Here is a 17,592-nt window from a genome sequence, read left to right on the forward strand (position 1 = left end):
ACTAAGCTTCACGACAAGATAGCCAACCAGCGCAAGGATTTCCTGCATAAGACTTCTTACGGCATAGTCCAAAAATATGACTTAATAGCCGTGGAGGACTTGTCAGTCAAAAACATGGTTAAAAACCGTCATTTAAGTAAAAGTATTGCCGACGCCGGGTGGGGAAAGTTCGTGGACTACCTGGAATACAAGTGCCTAAAATATGGCAAGTCATTCGTAAAAGCTCCAGCCAGTGGAACATCCCAAACCTGCGTGTGTGGTGCTCACGTACCCAAGGACCTGAGCGTTAGGGTGCACAAGTGCCTAGAATGCGGTTTGGTTGCAGACCGGGATGTGGTTTCAGCGATGGTGATACTTCAAAGAGCAAGTTAAGTTTTTGTGATTCAGTAGGGCTGGTAGCACCCGAATTTACGCCTGGGGAGATTGCATAAGACCTCAAAGGCTGCGGTCGATGAACCAGGAAGCTCCCGCCTCTTAGCGAAGCGTAGGCGGGAGAGGCTTCACCCAACCGGCCTAATCAAAACTTTTGCAAATGTAGCACAGCCCCATATCGGTTGTCAATAAAAAATGTGCGCGCCTTTCGGCGCTTTGTTACACGACAAAGCGGGGATTATTCATCCCCGCTGATCACTCTGGCCACGGCCACTACATGATCCCCTTCACTGAGTTTCATAAGTAATACTCCCTGTGTAGCCCGGCCAATTAGAGATATGTCATCCGCTTTCAACCTGATCATGATACCTTCAGCGCTGATCATCATCACTTCTTCTTCCGGTTTAACTACCTGCAGCGACACCACATAGCCGTTGCGCTCGGTGCACCTGATATTAATCAACCCGATACCGCCACGGGATTGCGCTCTGTATTCACTAAGCCTGGTCCGCTTACCGTAACCTTTACTGGTTACCACCAGTAAATCTGAATCATCTCGCACCCGGTCCATGGAAACCACCCGGTCGTTGCCCCTTAAACTAATTCCCTTGACACCCCGGGATACCCTGCCTGTGGACCGGACATCATCTTCAGCGAATCTGATAGCCATGCCCTGTCGAGTACCAATAATGATTTCCCCGTTGCTTTCGGTCAGCAGTACATTGACCAACTCATCTCCTTCATCCAGGTTGAGGGCGATAATTCCGTCGCGCCTGGAATAACCGTATTCACTAAGAGGTGTCTTTTTAATAATGCCCCTGCGGGTGGCCATAAGCAGGTAATAATCCGGTACAAACTCGCGTATGGGTATGACCGTGGTAATAAATTCGTCTTTCTCTATATACAGTAAATTTACAATAGCCGTACCCCTGGCCTGGCGGCCGGACTCGGGAATTTCATACCCTTTAAGTCTATATACCTTACCTTTATTGGTAAAGAAAAGAAAATAGTGATGGGTAGTGGCAATAAACAAATGCCTTAAAAAGTCATCCTCTTTAACACCCATGGCGTGAATGCCGCGCCCGCCCCTGCGCTGGCTGCGGTAGGTGTCCAGCGGCATTCTCTTAATATAACCCTGATTGGTGATGGTAACCACCACATCTGCCTCGGGTATCAAGTCGGCTTCCTCAAAATCCGTGTCTTCATCGGAAATTATCGTGCGCCGCTTATCGCCGTATTTCTTTTTAACCTCCAGGATTTCCTCCTTGATAATGGCCAGGACCATTTTCTCATCGGCCAGCACGGCGCGGTAGTATTCAATCTTCTTGATCAGGTCCTTGTATTCGGCCTCCAGTTTATCCCTTTCCAGGCCGGTCAGCCGGTGCAGCCGCATATCCAAAATGGCCTGGGCCTGTTTTTCGGAAAGACCGAACCTGTCCATCAAGCCATTTCTGGCCTCATCCACGGTTTTGGAACCGCGGATAATCTTGATCACCTCGTCCAGGTTGGCCAGAGCAATGCGCAGCCCCTCCACGATATGGGCCCGTTCTTCCGCCTTACGCAAATCATACCTGGTACGGCGGATGATGATCTCTTTCTGGTGTTCCAGGTAATGATAGAGCACCTCTTTTAAATTCAATATTTTGGGCTGCCCGTCAACCAGCGCCAACATGATGATGCCGAAGGTATCCTGCATCTGAGTATGCTTGTATAGCTGGTTCAAAATTACCTTGGGCTTGGCGTCCCGGCGCAGTTCTATTACAATACGCATGCCATGCCGGTCGGATTCGTCCCTTAAATCCGAAATGCCATCAATTTTTTTATCTTTGACCAGTTCGGCAATCTTTTCGATCAAACGGGCCTTGTTAACCTGGTAAGGAATCTCAGTGACAATGATACTGGTTTTTTTACCGTTGTCTGTAATTTCCGCTCTGGCCCTGACTTTAACAGTTCCCCGGCCGGTTTTGTAAGCCGAGCGAATGCCGTCCCGTCCCATAATGATGGCACCCGTGGGAAAATCCGGGCCGTGAATGATTTTTATCAGGTCATCAACCCCGATTTCCGGGTGATCAATCATCCTGACAATGCCGTCAATCACTTCCGTCAGGTTATGGGGCGGAATGTTGGTCGCCATACCCACGGCAATGCCGGCCGAGCCGTTCACCAGCAAGTTGGGTATCCGGGAAGGAAGTATCACCGGCTCTTTTTCACTCTCGTCGTAGTTGGGCGCGAAATTAACGGTTTCTTTATCAATATCCGCTAACATTTCGGTGGCTATTTTAGCCAGGCGGGCCTCGGTGTAACGCATGGCCGCCGGCGCATCACCGTCCACCGAACCGAAGTTGCCATGCCCGTCCACCAGCGGGTACCGGGAGGCAAAATCCTGGGCCAGCCTTACCAGGGTATCGTAAATAGCCGCATCACCGTGCGGGTGGTACTTAGCCATTACTTCACCGACAATGTAAGCCGATTTGCGATGCGGCTTGTCGGGCGTAACCCCCAGGGTGTGCATGGCGTAAAGTATCCGCCGATGCACCGGTTTCAAGCCGTCCCTTACATCGGGTAAGGCCCGGCCCACAATCACACTCATGGCGTAATCCAGGTAAGACTTTTTCATTTCATCGTTTATGTCAATAGAGCGGACTTGTCCAGTTAAAGCCGGCACAGATTCTTCACCTCATAAAATAAATTAAAATTAAATACCTATAATAGTATAATTGCCTTATTTAAGCTAGGCAATACCGTAATTTGGTAAATAAAAAGCAGGAGAACGGCACTCCCGCTAACGATAAACGTACTTTACACGTCAAGATTTCTGACTGAACGGGCGTTATCCTGGATAAATTCCCGGCGGGGTTCCACCTTGTCGCCCATGAGCATGGAGAAAATATGGTTAGCTTCAATGGCGTCCTCAAGTTTCACCTGCAGCACGGTCCGCGAATCAAAGTTCATGGTGGTTTCCCACAACTGATCCGGGTTCATTTCACCCAGACCCTTGTATCGCTGAATGGCTATTTTATCCCGGCCGATCCGGTCCAGCAATTTTTCCAATTCCTTATCGCTGAATACATAATGATCTTTTTTACTTTTACGCACCTTGTAAAGGGGGGGCTGAGCGATAAAAACGTAACCGTTTTCAATCAACGGCCGCATATACCGGTAAAAGAAAGTCAGCAACAGGGTGCGGATATGCGCCCCGTCCACGTCCGCATCAGTCATGATGATGATTTTATGGTAACGGGCCTTTTCGATGTTGAAATCTTCCCCAATGCCCGTGCCCAGGGCGGTTATCAGGGACCTGATTTCTTCATTGGCCAGTATTTTATCCATGCGGGCCTTTTCCACGTTTAATATTTTACCCCGTAAAGGTAGGATGGCCTGGTAACGCCTGTCCCGACCCTGTTTGGCCGACCCGCCGGCGGAATCGCCCTCGACAATAAATATTTCGCTCAAGGACGGGTCCCGTTCGGAACAATCGGCCAACTTTCCCGGTAAGGTGGAACTTTCCAGAGCGTTTTTACGCCTGGTCAACTCCCGCGCCTTTCGCGCTGCCTCCCGGGCGCGGGCGGCATTAACCGATTTTTCCAGGATCTTTCGGGCCACGGAGGGGTTTTCTTCAAAAAAGGTGCTCAGTTTTTCAGACACCACGGTGTCCACGATGCCGCGCACCTCGCTGTTGCCCAGCTTGGACTTGGTCTGCCCCTCAAATTGCGGCTCCGGCACCTTTACACTGATGATGGCTGTTAAGCCTTCCCGGATATCTTCCCCAAGCAGACCGGAGATACCGTTTTTAAAAATGTTGTACTTTTTACCGTAATCATTGATCACCCGGGTCAGGGATGTCTTAAAGCCCGTTTCATGCGTACCTCCGTCCACGGTGTGAATATTGTTCACGTAAGAAAACAGGTTTTCCACAAACCCGTCGGTATATTGAAAAGCTACCTCCACCATCACCTGTTCTTTTAATTCTTCCAGGTAAACAGGCTTGTGCAGCACATTCTTATTTTTATTTAAATGCAATACAAAATCCTTGACACCGCCGTTATGCTGGTAAACAAACTGCTGTCCGGTGCGTTCATCGTTTAAGGTGATCTTTACTCCCTTGGTCAGGAAGGACAATTCCTTGAGCCGCTTTATCAGGGTTTCCTGGTTAAATTCCAGTTCTTCAAAAACTTCCGGGTCTGGCTTAAAGGTGACCTTGGTGCCCGTACTTTTAGCCTTACCCGTTTTCTGTAGTCGGCTGACGGCAACGCCCCGTTCATAACGCTGGTGATAAACAAAGCCGTCCCGGCGCACCTCCACTTCCAGCCATTCGGAAAGGGCGTTGACCACGGAAACACCTACCCCATGCAGGCCACCGCTTACTTTGTAACCACCGCCCCCAAACTTTCCCCCGGCGTGCAGCACGGTAAGCACGACCTCCACCGCGGGCAAGCCCATCTTGGGATGAATGTCCACGGGTATGCCGCGCCCGTTGTCTATTACGGTAACTGCATTGTCAGGATGGACAATGACATCTATTTTGTTGCAATAACCGGCCATGGCCTCGTCTATGCTGTTATCCACCACTTCATAGACCAGGTGGTGCAAACCCCGGGCGCTGGTGCTGCCAATGTACATGCCCGGCCGGCGCCGAACAGCTTCCAACCCTTCAAGCACCTGGATTTCTTCGGCACTGTACCTTGTATTATTTTCCAACAACAGGGTTCCTCCGTTCTTTTAGTTACTCAAGAGCTCGTTTTTTCAGAGTATTGCATGATATGGGGGACAGGTAAATTTCATTGCCTGTTATAACATAGGTTTTTTCCTTGCCCGGCTCGGATATATTAACTATAAACCCCTCATCGCCGGCTATTTCCAAATATTCACGGGTAATACCGGAAGACTTGGCTCTGATATCCAAAATTGCCACTATATCTTTTTTAGGCACCACAACATCGCCGCCCAGGTGTAAAAACATTAACTTTCCTCCTTCACTGTGCCTTTATTAACAAAGTATACCCGATCCACATACCGCTTAATTGAATCGTCCAGGGTAGTGGAAGTAATAAATGATTGATATTTGCCGGCAATCAGCTGCAGTAAATAATGCTGCCGCCGGTCATCCAACTCCATCAGCACATCATCCAGCAATAATATGGGTTGCTCACCGGTTTCCAAGCGAAACAATTGCAACTGGGCGGTTTTCAGGGCCAGAACAATGGACCTGATCTGTCCCTGGGAGCCGTAATGGCGAGCATCCTGTTTATTAATTAAAAAGACAATATCGTCACGATGCGGACCGATAACCGTTTGTTTTTTATAAAATTCTTCCTTTTCCCTGGTTTTTCCTTCAAAAATAAAATCGTTTATAATTTGCTCCGTATCCGTTCCACCAGATATTTTTACGGTTGAAAGGTATTTAATCTCCAGGTTTTCATGGTTTCCCGCAATGCTGGCGTACATTTCCCGCACCAGGGGAGAATATTTTTTTAATAATTTAATGCGACCGGATAAAACTTCCGCGCCATACCGGTAAAATTGCTCATTCCATATTTTCAGTGATTGTAAATCCTTACCGCCACCCACGCGCAATAAATTATTTCTTTGCTCCACCACACGCCGGTACTGCTGCAAGCGGCGGCGGTAAACCGGCTCAATCATGCCGATCTCATTATCGATAAATTCGCGCCTGCGGGCCGGCGGTCCTTTAATTGTTTCCAGATCGTCCGGCCTAAATAGAACAATGCCGAAACGTCCCGGTAAAAATTTCCGACCGTCTTCGGCACCGTTGATCAATATCTTCTTTTTTCCCTCTTCGTTGATATCAGCTACTATGTCAACCGGCATGTCCTTTAAAAAATAAGTGGCCCTGACGGATGAATGTGTCTTTCCCCAGCGGATGACATCACGGTCTTTTTTACGAAAAGAATAACCCAGTCCGCTGAAAAAAACAGCCTCCAACAAATTTGTCTTACCCTGGGCGTTGGACCCGGTAATAAAATTTATCCCATTACACGGCTCCCATAGTATTTTATCATAATTTCGAAAATCATTTAATAGTATATTCTTTAAAAACAATCATGAGCACTCCTGTTCGGTCACAACGCGAAAAGAGCCCATGTTCTCCACTTCCACCAGGTCGCCGTGTTTCAATTTACGCGATCGCCTGTTTTCTAAACGGCCGTTGACCCGTACCATGTCGCTGGCAATCAACAGTTTGCTTTGACCACCGGTGGAAGTCACGCGGGACCATTTTAAAAATTGATCAAGTTTAATTTCGTCCCTGATAAGAATGTCTTTTGCCAATAATCACTCACCCTTAAGGAACAGCCGGCACCAGGATGGCAAAGTAATTATCATCATCAATGGGTTTAAAAAGGGCCGGGTTTTCCGAGCCGCTCAATTTAATGATCACCTCGGAGGTGTCTAAAGATCGCAACAAATCAATAAAAAACCTGACGTTGAATCCAACATCCAGTTGATCACCGGAAAAGTCAGCAGTAATTTCCTCCCTGATTCTTCCAGTTTCAGTATAAAAGTAAATTAACAGGTTACCGGGTTGAAAATTAATGTTGAATACGTTTCGCCTGTTATTAACCAGCAAGGACGCCCTTTCAGCAGCATCCAGGAGCGCACTTACCGGAGCCCTTACTTCACAAACGTATTCATTGGGAATGACGATTCTATAATCGGGATATTGCCCGGCAATTAAACGGGACATCAGGCAAATATTTTCAAAGGCAAAAAAAATCTTATTGTCCGTAAGATACAAATCGAATGTATCGTCCACTGCATCAATTAATTTATATAATTCATTTAAAGTTTTACCCGGTACGATAATATTTATAAAATTTTCAGGCGCTGTTTCCAGTTTTTCTTCGCACACGGCCAAACGCCGGGTATCCGTAGCTACCATGGAAATAGTTCCGCCGGTATCTATGCGAATATTGACACCGGTAAATACGGGGCGGTGTTCTTCGGTGGCCACTGCAAAAAGAACTTGTTTAAGCATCTTTTTAAAAATTCTTTGATTAATTTTCAGAGCCTGCTTTTCAGGCAAAGCCGGAAAAGGAGGGAATTCTTCAGCCGGATACCCATGAAGCACCACTTCGGAATCACCGTAAGAAAAAACAGTGGTGTTGGTTGAAATATCGCATTGCACATTTAATTCAACTTCCGGCAGGCGATTGATAAAATTGGCCATGTACTTGGCAGGCAAAGCAGCAGAGCCTTCAATTACAGTATTTACCGGAATGGTGCAGCGGATACCGAATTCGAGATCGGTAGCTGTTACAGTAAGTGTACCACTGGTGGATTCCATATGCAAACAAGATAATATGGGCATGGGATTGCGCAAAGAAACCGCTTTTTGAACAACCTGCACGACGGAATTCAAATCCTCTCTGTGAACGGAAAAATGCATAATAACCACCTTATAAACATATAATAATAAATTACGTAGTAGTAATAGTAAGGAAAAAAATGTGGATAAAGGCCACCGGATTAACGGCGGCAAGCTATCAAAGGTTTTAAAAAAATGTGAAAAATGGCTGGGAAATTTTTTATAAAAATGTTAACCGGAAAAACGCCGGTAGAGAAATCAACAAAAAAATAAACAGGGTTTGTTAGTTTTGTTTAATAAGTTCCTTGATTTTAGTAATGGTCATGGCCAGGGTGGGGTCGTTGTTCATTTCTTTAGTAATTTTTTCTTGTGCGTGCAGTACGGTTGTATGGTCGCGACCCCCAAACCGGTTACCTATTTGGGGTAAGGATTCCTCTGTCATTTCCCGGCAGAGAAACATGGCGATTTGCCTGGGAAAGGCGATATTACGGGTTCTTTTTTTTGATTTTAGGTCGTCCACTTTCACGTTAAAGTATTCAGCCACTTTTTGCTGAATTCTGGGAATGTTTATTTCCACTGGTTTTTTGGCCGGTAAAATGTCTTTAAGTACCTCGGCCGCCATGTCCTTGTTGATTATTTCATTGTTCAACGTGCTGTAGGCGGCTACCCTGATCAAAGCCCCTTCCAGTTCTCTTATGTTTGAATTTATACGGTCTGCAATGAAATTAATGATTTCATCGGGGATAATTAAATTTTCCATCTGGGCTTTCTTTTGTAAAATAGCTATTCTTGTTTCAAAATCCGGTGGTTGAATGTCCGTAATTAAACCCCATTCAAAGCGGGAACGCAACCTGTCTTCCAGTGTGGGTATTTCCTTGGGCGGGCGGTCACTGGAAATAACTATCTGTTTATTTGCTTCGTAAAGCGTGTTGAAAGTGTGGAAAAATTCTTCCTGGGTTCTTTCCTTTTTGGCTAAAAACTGAATATCGTCGATCAATAAAGTGTCTATACTGCGGTATTTATTCTTAAATTCCACAGTTTTTTCTTCCCTGATGGCGTTGATCAAGTCGTTGGTAAATTTTTCGGTGGTCACGTAAGCCACTATATAATTACCGCTGTTATTATTTCTGGCGTAATGGCCGATGGCATGCATCAGGTGGGTTTTGCCTAACCCGACACCGCCGTAAATAAACAAGGGGTTATATGCTTTGGCCGGTGATTCGGCTACAGCCAGACAGGCGGCGTGGGCAAATCTGTTGCTGTTGCCTACTACAAAGTTATCAAAAGTATACCTGGGATTGAGTAAGGTGTTCCTTAAATCGTTTTCCCTGTAATCCGAATTATCCACAGATTTTTCTTGCTGATCGGCAATATGGGGTATGTCTTCGTCCAGTATGAACTGTACATTGATTTCTGATTCAGTAAAATGGCTGATGATTTCCCGAAAAAGAGGGGCATAACTGTTGTTCAACCAATCCCGTGAAAAATGGTCTGGTACACCGATGTAAAAAGTATTGTTTCTGATTGTTACCGGTTTCATTGCTTTAATCCATGTTTCATAGGAACGGGCATTCAATTTGTTTTTTAGTTGGTTGATGGTTTTTTCCCAAATGGCGTTAGTGCCGGAATTTGCCAATGGATAATCCCCCTGAACAAATTTGTTAATAAAAAAATAAGCGAGTGCAGTATAAAATATCTAATCTTAACAATTTACACACAGATTTATCCACAGGTTGTGAATAATTTTATTGTCTGAAAGGCTAAACTAAATGATACCAAATCTTACTGATCTATTCAATAAGAATAAATAGCTCGTAGTTGGCGGATTAAGTTCACAATCTATAACTTGACTTGAAATAAGGGCATACTATATAATGAGAACGTACGCCTAGTATTTTCCAAAATTTTTCGTCAAGATAAAGCAGCGGTTAGGGGGATTTTGGTGCAATGAAAAGAACTTACCAACCTAAAAAAAGGCAAAGAAAAAAAGTACATGGTTTTTTAAAGAGAATGTCTACAAAAGCGGGACGGAGGGTTATTAAGAACAGAAGGCTAAAAGGAAGAAAAAGATTGACTGCGTAAGGCCGCTTGCTGAAAGTGGCCTTTTGCTAATTGTATAAGGATGTTCCAGACAGGTTAAATTTTTAAACATGCACAAAAAAAAGTTTATAAAAGACAATAAAGAATACAGAAAAGTGTACAGGGAAGGCATATCGCTGGCCAATCGTTATGCCGTGCTTTATGCGTGTAAAAACACTTTAACCACAAAGCGGTTTGGATTTTCCGTCAGTAAGAGAATAGGTAAGGCCGTGGTTAGAAACAAGATAAAAAGGCGGCTGAAGGAAGTATGCAGAATACACGGTGACTGGTTTGCCGATGGTTATGACTATATTATCATCGCCCGCAGGGGTATTGATGAATTGTCCTTTAATTCGGTAAAAAATAATTTGGAAGACTTGGCGTACAGGATAAATAAAAAGATTATAAGGGAAAATCGGTTATGAAAACTATATTGATTGGTTTGATAAAAGTTTACCAGATTTTTATTTCCCCGCTGAAGGGTCCGACCTGTCGATTTTACCCCACATGTTCCGAATACGCGGTTCAGTCATTGGTAAAATATGGATTTTGGAAAGGGTCTTTAAAGGCAGTATTCAGGTTATTGAAATGTCATCCTTTTAACCCGGGAGGGTATGATCCTGTATAATAATGCCTGGTTATCAAGAGTTGTTACAGGGAGGCGATGGTTTGGGAGAATTGTTCCAGTCACTGGTTAATGCCATGACTTCTTTGACACACTGGCTGTATGAATTGACGGTATCGGTAGGTGTGCCCAGTTATGCTTTAGCCATTATTATTTTAACCATATTGATTAAAGTGGTGTTGTTTCCGTTAACGCAAAAGCAAATGGTATCTATGAAAAAAATGCAGAAAATCCAGCCCAAGATTAAAGAAATACAGGACAAATACAAAAACAAGGACCCGCAGAAAATGCAGCAAAAAATCATGGAAATGTACAGGGAAAACAATGTCAATCCCATGGCCGGATGCCTGCCCATATTAGTGCAAATGCCTATTCTTATCGCATTATATCGTTCTTTATTGCATATTGAATTTTTAAATAATGAACATGCCGGCTTTTTATGGATTACTACCTTGACGGATAAGGATCCGTACTTCATTTTGCCGCTGCTTGCCGGTATTACCACGTTTATGCAAACCAAATTAACGACTTCCACCACGGACCAAACCCAGCGCATGATGCTGTATATGATGCCCGTATTTATCACCTGGATCAGCACGACAGTGCCGGCGGGGTTGGTGTTATACTGGGTAACGTTCAATATTCTGGGGTTTGCGCAGCAATTGCTGGTAAATAAACAAGTTGGGCAAGTAAAGGAGGGTGCTCCTTCGAAGTGAATTACGTGGAAAAAAGTGGTAAAACCGTGGAAGAGGCAGTGGAAAACGCACTCAGGGAAATTAATTTAACCAGGGATGAAATTGAAATAGAGGTTCTGGAGGAACCCAGCAAAGGGTTGTTTGGTTTTATTGGCGGCAGGCCGGCGCTGGTGCGGGTCAAACCAAAGGAAACGCCGGCCCGGCAAGCCAGGGCACTACTGGAGAAGGTAATGCAAACAATGGATTTGGACGTGGATATTGATGTAATAGAAAAGGATGAAAAAATATTAATTAATATAAACGGTCCCGATCTTGGTATATTAATCGGTAGACGTGGAGAAACTTTAGATGCGTTGCAGTACCTGGTGAATTTATCCGCCAACAAAAATACCGACAAGCGCAAGCGAATATTAATAGATATTGAAGGTTACCGCAAGCGCCGGGAAGATACGCTGAAAAAGCTGGCTTACAAACTTGCCGACAAGGCCAAACAGCGAGGGCGCAATGTTATCCTGGAGCCTATGAATTCAATGGAGCGGAGAATCATACACACGGCATTGCAGGGCAGAGATGATATTTATACATTCAGTGAAGGCGAGGAGCCTTACCGAAAGATAATTATCGCACCCAAAAAATAATATGCAAAAAAACCCAGCCCGGTATCCCGTGCTGGGTTTTTTAGAAATTTCGGGGGTAGGTTATGCTTGACGATACCATTGCCGCTATTTCCACGCCGCCGGGTGAAGGTGGAATCGGTATAGTAAGGATTAGCGGACCGGCAGCAGTAGAAATCGCGCAAAAAATTTTTCGCCCGGCCAAAAAAAATAACTGGCAAAAGCAAACTTTTCGGTTGGTGTACGGGCATATTTACGACCCGGGGGACGGACAAGTAATTGATGAAGTATTGCTGGGCATTATGCGCGCCCCCCATACATACACCAGGGAAGACGTGGTGGAAATCAACTGTCATGGCGGGGCGCTGCCATTGCGAAAAACCCTGGAACTGGTATTGGGCGTCGGGGCCCGTCCGGCCGAACCCGGCGAGTTCAGCAAGCGCGCTTTTTTAAACGGGCGGCTGGACCTGGCCCAGGCGGAATCAATAATCGATGTTATCAGGGCCAGAACCGGCGACGCGCTGCGCTTGGCCGTCGGCCAGCTGTCAGGCGGACTGTCAAAAAAATACGCGTCGATTCAGGAAGAATTGCTGGCCATGACTGCTCTTATTGAAGCCAATATTGATTTTCCCGAGGACGAGGTGGAAGAATACAACCTGGATGAAATATACTCACGCGCCGGAAAGATGGCCGGTGAAATACAAAAATTGATTGACGGCGCGGAAACTGGTAAGGTGTACCGGGAGGGAGTGCGTACAGTTATAGCCGGTAAGCCCAATGTGGGAAAATCATCTTTATTGAATGTTTTATTGCGGGAAAAAAGAGCCATAGTTACGGATATACCGGGCACTACCAGGGATATTATCGAGGAAATTTTGAACATCGGCGGGGTTCCTTTAAAAATTATCGATACCGCGGGCATTCGGGATACTGAAGATATTATAGAAAAAATCGGAGTGCAAAAAACCAGGGAAAGTATCAAGGGGGCTGACCTGGTTATTCTGGTTATTGACGCGTCCAGCGGAATAAGCGATGAAGACCGGAAAATCATTGATCTGGTGAAGGACAAGCAGGGCATTAAGGTGATGAATAAGATTGATATAGTTGAGAATGATGAAAACCGGCGATATATTGATGCTGTGCTTCCGGAATGGCCCTTGGTGCGGGTTTCCGCTACCGAGGAAAAAGGCATAGAACAGTTGGAAAAGGAGATAGTGGAAGTGGTTACCGGTGGAAGGATCATACCGGCGGATGGAGCTATGGTTACCAATGTACGGCACAAACTGCTGTTAAAAAAGGCGCTGGATCACTTAAAAGAGGTGCGGGCAGCTGTAGAAAACCGAGTGCCTCTGGACTTGATTGCCATAGATGTGCGAAGCGCATGGGAAGCGGTGGGTGAGATAACAGGCACCGTAACCACGGAAAATATTATCGATAAGATTTTTGCCGATTTTTGCATCGGAAAGTGAGGGATGGACTTGGAATACCTGGCCGGTCAGTATGATGTGATAGTTATCGGCGCCGGTCATGCGGGTTGCGAAGCCGGTTTGGCGGCGGCGCGCATGGGCATGAAAACACTGGTACTAACTATAAATATGGAAAATATAGGAATGATGCCTTGCAACCCGGCCATGGGTGGTCCGGCCAAGGGACAGTTGATCAGGGAGATTGATGCCCTGGGCGGTGAAATAGGTTTGAACACCGACCGGTCGGCCATTCAAATGCGTATGTTGAATACGGCCAAAGGACCGGCGGTGCAGGCACTGAGGGCCCAGGCAGATAAAAATATATATCATGTAAATATGAAATGGGTACTGGAAAATCAACCTAATCTGGATGTCAAGCAAGTAACGGTAGAAAAAATTTTGGTTAAAGGGGAGCGGGTGGCCGGTGTTGTGGGCCGGACGGGGGCGGTTTTCAAGGCGCATGCGGTAATAGTAACCACGGGGACGTTTCTAAGGGGACGCATTGTCATTGGCGACCTGGCCTATCCCGGTGGTCCGAGCGGTAATTTTTCGGCAATAAAATTATCGGAAAGTTTACAGGATCTGGGTTTTAAATTAGGCCGGTTTAAAACGGGTACGCCGGCCAGAGTGGACCGGCGCAGTATTGATTTTAATAAAATGACTATTCAGCCGGGGGATGACCGGATATACAATTTTTCTTTTATTTCAAGCATAAAGCAAAGGGAACAAATACCTTGCTGGTTGACTTACAGTAATGAGCAAACCCATGATATAATCCGGGAGAACTTGCATCGTTCGCCGCTGTACAGCGGTTTTATCGAGGGCACCGGTCCGCGATACTGCCCGTCAATAGAGGATAAAGTGGTAAGATTTGCGGACAAGCCCGCCCACCAAGTTTTTGTAGAGCCCGAAGGAAAAAAGACCAATGAAATGTACGTGCAGGGTATGTCCACCAGTTTGCCGGAAGATGTACAGATGGCCATGCTGCGGACATTGCCGGGGTTGGAAAAGGTGGAAATTGTACGTCCCGGTTATGCCATTGAATATGATTACGTGGTGCCGAGCCAGTTGAAACTGACATTGGAGACAAAAGCTGTCAAAGGGTTGTTTACCGCCGGACAAATCAATGGCACCTCCGGGTATGAGGAGGCTGCGGCCCAGGGATTAATTGCCGGAATTAACGCGGTGTTGTATATAAAAAATAATGAACCGTTTATAATTTCCCGTTCCGAGGGGTATATCGGTGTGTTAATAGATGATCTGGTCACAAAGGGGGTCACTGAACCGTACCGCTTATTAACTTCCAGGGCTGAATACCGTTTGATGTTGCGTCAGGACAATGCTGATCTGCGGCTTACAGAGCGAGGCTACCAGGTGGGACTGGTTTCGGCGGAACGTTACGGCAGGTTCATTAAAAAGCGCCGGGCTATAGAAGAAGAAATTGAGCGTCTTGAAAAGACCGTAGTACCGGTGGGACCGGAGTTGAAAAACGTATTGGAAAGAGCTAAATCGGCCCCGTTGCAGGGCGGTATTAAACTGGCCGCCTTATTGAAAAGACCCGAGATAACCTATCGGGACATAGAAGATTTACCGCTTGAACATCCCAATCTTGATGAAGATGTCAAGGAAGAAGTGGAAATACAAATCAAGTACGCGGGCTACATTAAAAAACAGGCGGCACAGATTAATAAGTTTGAAAAAATGGAAAATATGAAAATACCGCCGGATATTGACTACGGCAAGGTACGAGGGCTGGCGGTGGAAGCAATGCAAAAACTGGACAAGGTAAGACCGGTTTCCATTGGGCAGGCATCGCGCATATCCGGGGTTAACCCGGCTGATATTTCGGTATTATTAATTCACCTGGAACAAAATAAGCGCCAACAAACAACTGGCGGCAGCGCGAAAGATGATAGCCATGCATAACGAGCTCAGGGAAGTTATTATAAGCGGTGGACGGAAATTAGGGCTGTCTGTTTCAGAAGAAACGGTGAATAAATATGAACAGTATTATCAAAAGTTACTGGAGGAAAATAAAAAGTATAACCTAACTGCTATTACCGCTGCTGCTGAAGCGGCAGAAAAACATTTTTTGGACTCATTGTTATTGGTTGAGGATCTACAAGAAATATATAATACCAGTGTGGTGGATATCGGCAGCGGGGCGGGTTTTCCGGGATTGCCTTTAAAAATATATCTGCCCGGTCTGAAAATGACCCTGCTGGATGCGGTGGGCAAAAAGGTTTTATTTTTACAGCAGGTGATTAATATTCTTGAATTATATAATGTGGTAGCTGTACACGCCCGGGTGGAAGAATTTGCTGCAAATCATCGAGAAAGTTACCATGTAGCGATCAGCAGGGCGGTGGCGGAATTACGGGTGCTGGTTGAATACGCCCTGCCCCTGGTGCAGGTGGGTGGTATGTTTATCGCATCCAAGGGACCTGCAATAAACGAAGAACTAAGAGCAGCAGAGCAAGCCATAGAGATTTTAGGCGGGCGATTGGAAAAGGTGCGCGAGATAGCATTGCCACTAAGTAAGGAAAGGCGTTCCATTGTTATCATTAAAAAAATATCCGACACCCCCGCCAAATACCCGCGCCGGGCCGGGATACCAAAGAAGCGACCATTGTAAAATTCGGAGTAGATTTAAAAACGGGGATAAAATGTCCCTGTTTTTTATTTGCCCAAAAAACAGAGCAGGAAGTAACGTTATAAATGTGGAATAAAAATTGAATGTAAACTTTGGCATCTAAGGGGTGCATAGCGTGGGAAAAATAATTGCCATTGCCAATCAGAAGGGGGGTGTGGGTAAAACCACCACTGCAGTAAACCTTTCAGCATGGCTTTCTATGATGGAATGCCGGGTATTACTGGTGGATATCGACCCACAGGGAAATGCCACAAGCGGGCTGGGGATAGATAAGGATGCCCTGGAAGGCTGTATATATGATTTATTGCTGGATAGCGCGAGCATTGAAAATATTAAAATTTGTAATGTACTGGAAAGACTGGACCTTATTCCATCATCAATTGAACTGGCTGGTGCGGAAATAGAAATGGTGGGTATTGAGTACCGGGAAAATTTATTAAGGAATATATTATACCGGGAAAAAGATGAATACGACTATATTATTATTGACTGCCCGCCATCACTAGGATTGTTGACGGTCAATGCCCTGGTGGCGGCGGATTCGGTGATCGTGCCTCTACAGTGTGAATATTATGCACTGGAAGGCCTTGGCCAGTTAATGAATACTATAAAGCTGGTACAGCAAAGTATGAACCGTGGACTGGAGATAGAAGGCGTAGTATTGACTATGTTTGACGGGCGTACAAATTTATCTATTCAAGTAGTGGATGAGGTAAAAAGCCATTTTAAAGATAAAGTTTACAAGAGTATTATTCCGCGTAACGTTCGGCTAAGTGAGGCACCCAGTCACGGCAAACCGGTAATGCTTTACGATCGTAGGTCCAGGGGAGCGGAATTGTACCATGATTTGGCGCGTGAGGTGATGGGTCTTGAGTAAAAAAAGGGGCCTGGGAAAAGGACTTTCGGCATTAATACCGGTGGAGCCTGGTGATAAAGTAAAGAATAATGATAATGAAATGTGCTATATTGAAGTGGAAAAAATATTTCCCAATCCTAATCAACCTAGGAAAAATATTGATGAGCACAACCTGGAAGAACTTATAAAATCCATAAAAACCCACGGTTTAATCCAGCCTATAGTAGTACGTTCCAGAAGTAATGGCAATTATGAAATTATTGCCGGCGAGCGTCGCTGGCAGGCCTGTAAAAAATTAAAAATGAATGAAGTACCGGTTATTATAAAAACATATAATGACCTGGAAGCTTCCGCCGCTGCCTTGATCGAAAATATACAGCGGGAAGACCTGAATGCCGTGGATGAAGCCAATGCGTATCGCCGTTTGATGGAGGAATATGGTTTAACCCAGGAGGAATTATCGTCTCGTCTGGGTAAAAGCCGGTCTTTTATAGCCAATATGGTGAGGTTGCTGGGATTACCCGGGGAACTCAGGGAAATGCTGGCGGAAGGTATAATTTCCACCGGTCATGCCCGCGCGTTGATTCCTTTACAGGATAGTGAAACACAAATAAAATTTGCACTCAAAATAATTAAACAGCATTTAAGTGTCCGCAAAACAGAGGAAATAGTAAAAAAATATATTGAAGAGGCGGGTAAAACCAAGCGAGCCAGGGAAAAGGATCATGAAAGCATGGAATGGGAAAGATTATTAAGTAAAAAATTAGGAAAACGGGTAACTATACGCCCTAACTCAAACGGTAGCGGTAAACTAATTATAGAATATACCACACGAGATGAACTGGCCGCCATAGTTGATAATATTAAAATCAATTAAATGTTTCACGTGAAACATTTTATACGGGAGT

General features: G+C 45.3%; 18 protein-coding genes. 11 read left to right on the top strand and 7 right to left on the bottom strand.

All coding sequences use genetic code 11. From position 1 onward, the window contains the following. A partial coding sequence (locus BM299_RS13605; protein WP_165608332.1) for an RNA-guided endonuclease InsQ/TnpB family protein occupies nucleotides 1-372 on the top strand: 372 nt, incomplete at its 5' end. A 238-nt stretch (nucleotides 373-610) separates the two neighbouring features. On the opposite strand, the gene gyrA is transcribed toward BM299_RS13605, so the two are convergent. The 7 genes from gyrA to dnaA form a co-directional block, all read right to left on the bottom strand. Then, nucleotides 611-3,037, bottom strand: a complete 2,427-nt coding sequence (gene gyrA / locus BM299_RS13610; RefSeq protein ID WP_092485364.1) for a DNA gyrase subunit A — start codon at nucleotides 3,035-3,037, stop codon at nucleotides 611-613. A gap of 134 nt (nucleotides 3,038-3,171) precedes the next feature. Beyond that, entirely contained in the window at nucleotides 3,172-5,073 is a 1,902-nt protein-coding gene (gene gyrB, locus BM299_RS13615; RefSeq protein ID WP_092485367.1) for a DNA topoisomerase (ATP-hydrolyzing) subunit B, read from the bottom strand. Nucleotides 5,074-5,095: 22 nt separating this feature from the next. Further along, a complete protein-coding gene (remB, locus tag BM299_RS13620; RefSeq protein ID WP_092485370.1) occupies nucleotides 5,096-5,332 on the bottom strand; it encodes an extracellular matrix regulator RemB in 237 nt (78 codons plus the stop codon). Beyond that, nucleotides 5,332-6,432, bottom strand: coding sequence for a DNA replication/repair protein RecF (recF, locus tag BM299_RS13625; protein ID WP_092485373.1), 1,101 nt, complete (start codon nucleotides 6,430-6,432; stop codon nucleotides 5,332-5,334). Before recF ends, remB begins: the two co-directional genes overlap by 1 nt. After that, nucleotides 6,433-6,660 (bottom strand): RNA-binding S4 domain-containing protein, encoded by a 228-nt coding sequence (locus BM299_RS13630; RefSeq protein WP_092485376.1) that lies wholly within the window; start codon nucleotides 6,658-6,660, stop codon nucleotides 6,433-6,435. Nucleotides 6,661-6,673: 13 nt separating this feature from the next. Further along, nucleotides 6,674-7,777 carry a DNA polymerase III subunit beta gene (dnaN, locus tag BM299_RS13635; protein ID WP_092485379.1) on the bottom strand — a complete coding sequence of 368 codons (1,104 nt, stop codon included), beginning with the start codon at nucleotides 7,775-7,777 and terminating at the stop codon, nucleotides 6,674-6,676. 202 nt (nucleotides 7,778-7,979) lie between these two features. Continuing rightward, nucleotides 7,980-9,332, bottom strand: coding sequence for a chromosomal replication initiator protein DnaA (dnaA, locus tag BM299_RS13640; protein WP_092485382.1), 1,353 nt, complete (start codon nucleotides 9,330-9,332; stop codon nucleotides 7,980-7,982). A 311-nt stretch (nucleotides 9,333-9,643) separates the two neighbouring features. On the opposite strand from dnaA, the gene rpmH reads away from it, so the two are divergent. From rpmH to BM299_RS13690, 10 genes are all read left to right on the top strand, one after another. Continuing rightward, the gene (gene rpmH / locus BM299_RS13645; protein ID WP_092485385.1) at nucleotides 9,644-9,778 is read left to right on the top strand and encodes a 50S ribosomal protein L34; all 135 of its coding nucleotides are present in this window, start codon (nucleotides 9,644-9,646) and stop codon (nucleotides 9,776-9,778) included. Nucleotides 9,779-9,846: 68 nt separating this feature from the next. Then, nucleotides 9,847-10,200, top strand: a complete 354-nt coding sequence (rnpA, locus tag BM299_RS13650; RefSeq protein ID WP_092485388.1) for a ribonuclease P protein component — start codon at nucleotides 9,847-9,849, stop codon at nucleotides 10,198-10,200. Then, nucleotides 10,197-10,403 (top strand): membrane protein insertion efficiency factor YidD, encoded by a 207-nt coding sequence (gene yidD / locus BM299_RS13655; protein WP_092485391.1) that lies wholly within the window; start codon nucleotides 10,197-10,199, stop codon nucleotides 10,401-10,403. Before rnpA ends, yidD begins: the two co-directional genes overlap by 4 nt. 50 nt (nucleotides 10,404-10,453) lie before the next feature. Further along, nucleotides 10,454-11,116, top strand: coding sequence for a YidC/Oxa1 family membrane protein insertase (locus BM299_RS13660; protein WP_425429491.1), 663 nt, complete (start codon nucleotides 10,454-10,456; stop codon nucleotides 11,114-11,116). Further along, nucleotides 11,113-11,733, top strand: a complete 621-nt coding sequence (gene jag, locus BM299_RS13665; protein ID WP_092485394.1) for an RNA-binding cell elongation regulator Jag/EloR — start codon at nucleotides 11,113-11,115, stop codon at nucleotides 11,731-11,733. Before BM299_RS13660 ends, jag begins: the two co-directional genes overlap by 4 nt. Before the next feature lie 62 nt (nucleotides 11,734-11,795). Further along, the gene (gene mnmE / locus BM299_RS13670) at nucleotides 11,796-13,178 is read left to right on the top strand and encodes a tRNA uridine-5-carboxymethylaminomethyl(34) synthesis GTPase MnmE (protein ID WP_092485397.1); all 1,383 of its coding nucleotides are present in this window, start codon (nucleotides 11,796-11,798) and stop codon (nucleotides 13,176-13,178) included. A gap of 9 nt (nucleotides 13,179-13,187) precedes the next feature. After that, nucleotides 13,188-15,101: a tRNA uridine-5-carboxymethylaminomethyl(34) synthesis enzyme MnmG gene (mnmG, locus tag BM299_RS13675; protein ID WP_092485400.1), complete on the top strand. Its 1,914-nt coding sequence runs from the start codon at nucleotides 13,188-13,190 to the stop codon at nucleotides 15,099-15,101. Next, nucleotides 15,085-15,810, top strand: coding sequence for a 16S rRNA (guanine(527)-N(7))-methyltransferase RsmG (gene rsmG, locus BM299_RS13680; RefSeq protein WP_245779784.1), 726 nt, complete (start codon nucleotides 15,085-15,087; stop codon nucleotides 15,808-15,810). Before mnmG ends, rsmG begins: the two co-directional genes overlap by 17 nt. 133 nt (nucleotides 15,811-15,943) lie before the next feature. Then, nucleotides 15,944-16,705: a ParA family protein gene (locus tag BM299_RS13685; protein WP_092485403.1), complete on the top strand. Its 762-nt coding sequence runs from the start codon at nucleotides 15,944-15,946 to the stop codon at nucleotides 16,703-16,705. Next, nucleotides 16,698-17,561 (top strand): ParB/RepB/Spo0J family partition protein, encoded by an 864-nt coding sequence (locus tag BM299_RS13690; RefSeq protein ID WP_092485406.1) that lies wholly within the window; start codon nucleotides 16,698-16,700, stop codon nucleotides 17,559-17,561. The genes BM299_RS13685 and BM299_RS13690 overlap by 8 nt, the downstream gene beginning before the upstream one ends. Nucleotides 17,562-17,592 lie beyond the last annotated feature (31 nt).

The organism is Desulfoscipio geothermicus DSM 3669, assembly GCF_900115975.1.
Taxonomy (GTDB): Bacteria; Bacillota; Desulfotomaculia; order Desulfotomaculales; family Desulfallaceae; genus Desulfoscipio; species Desulfoscipio geothermicus.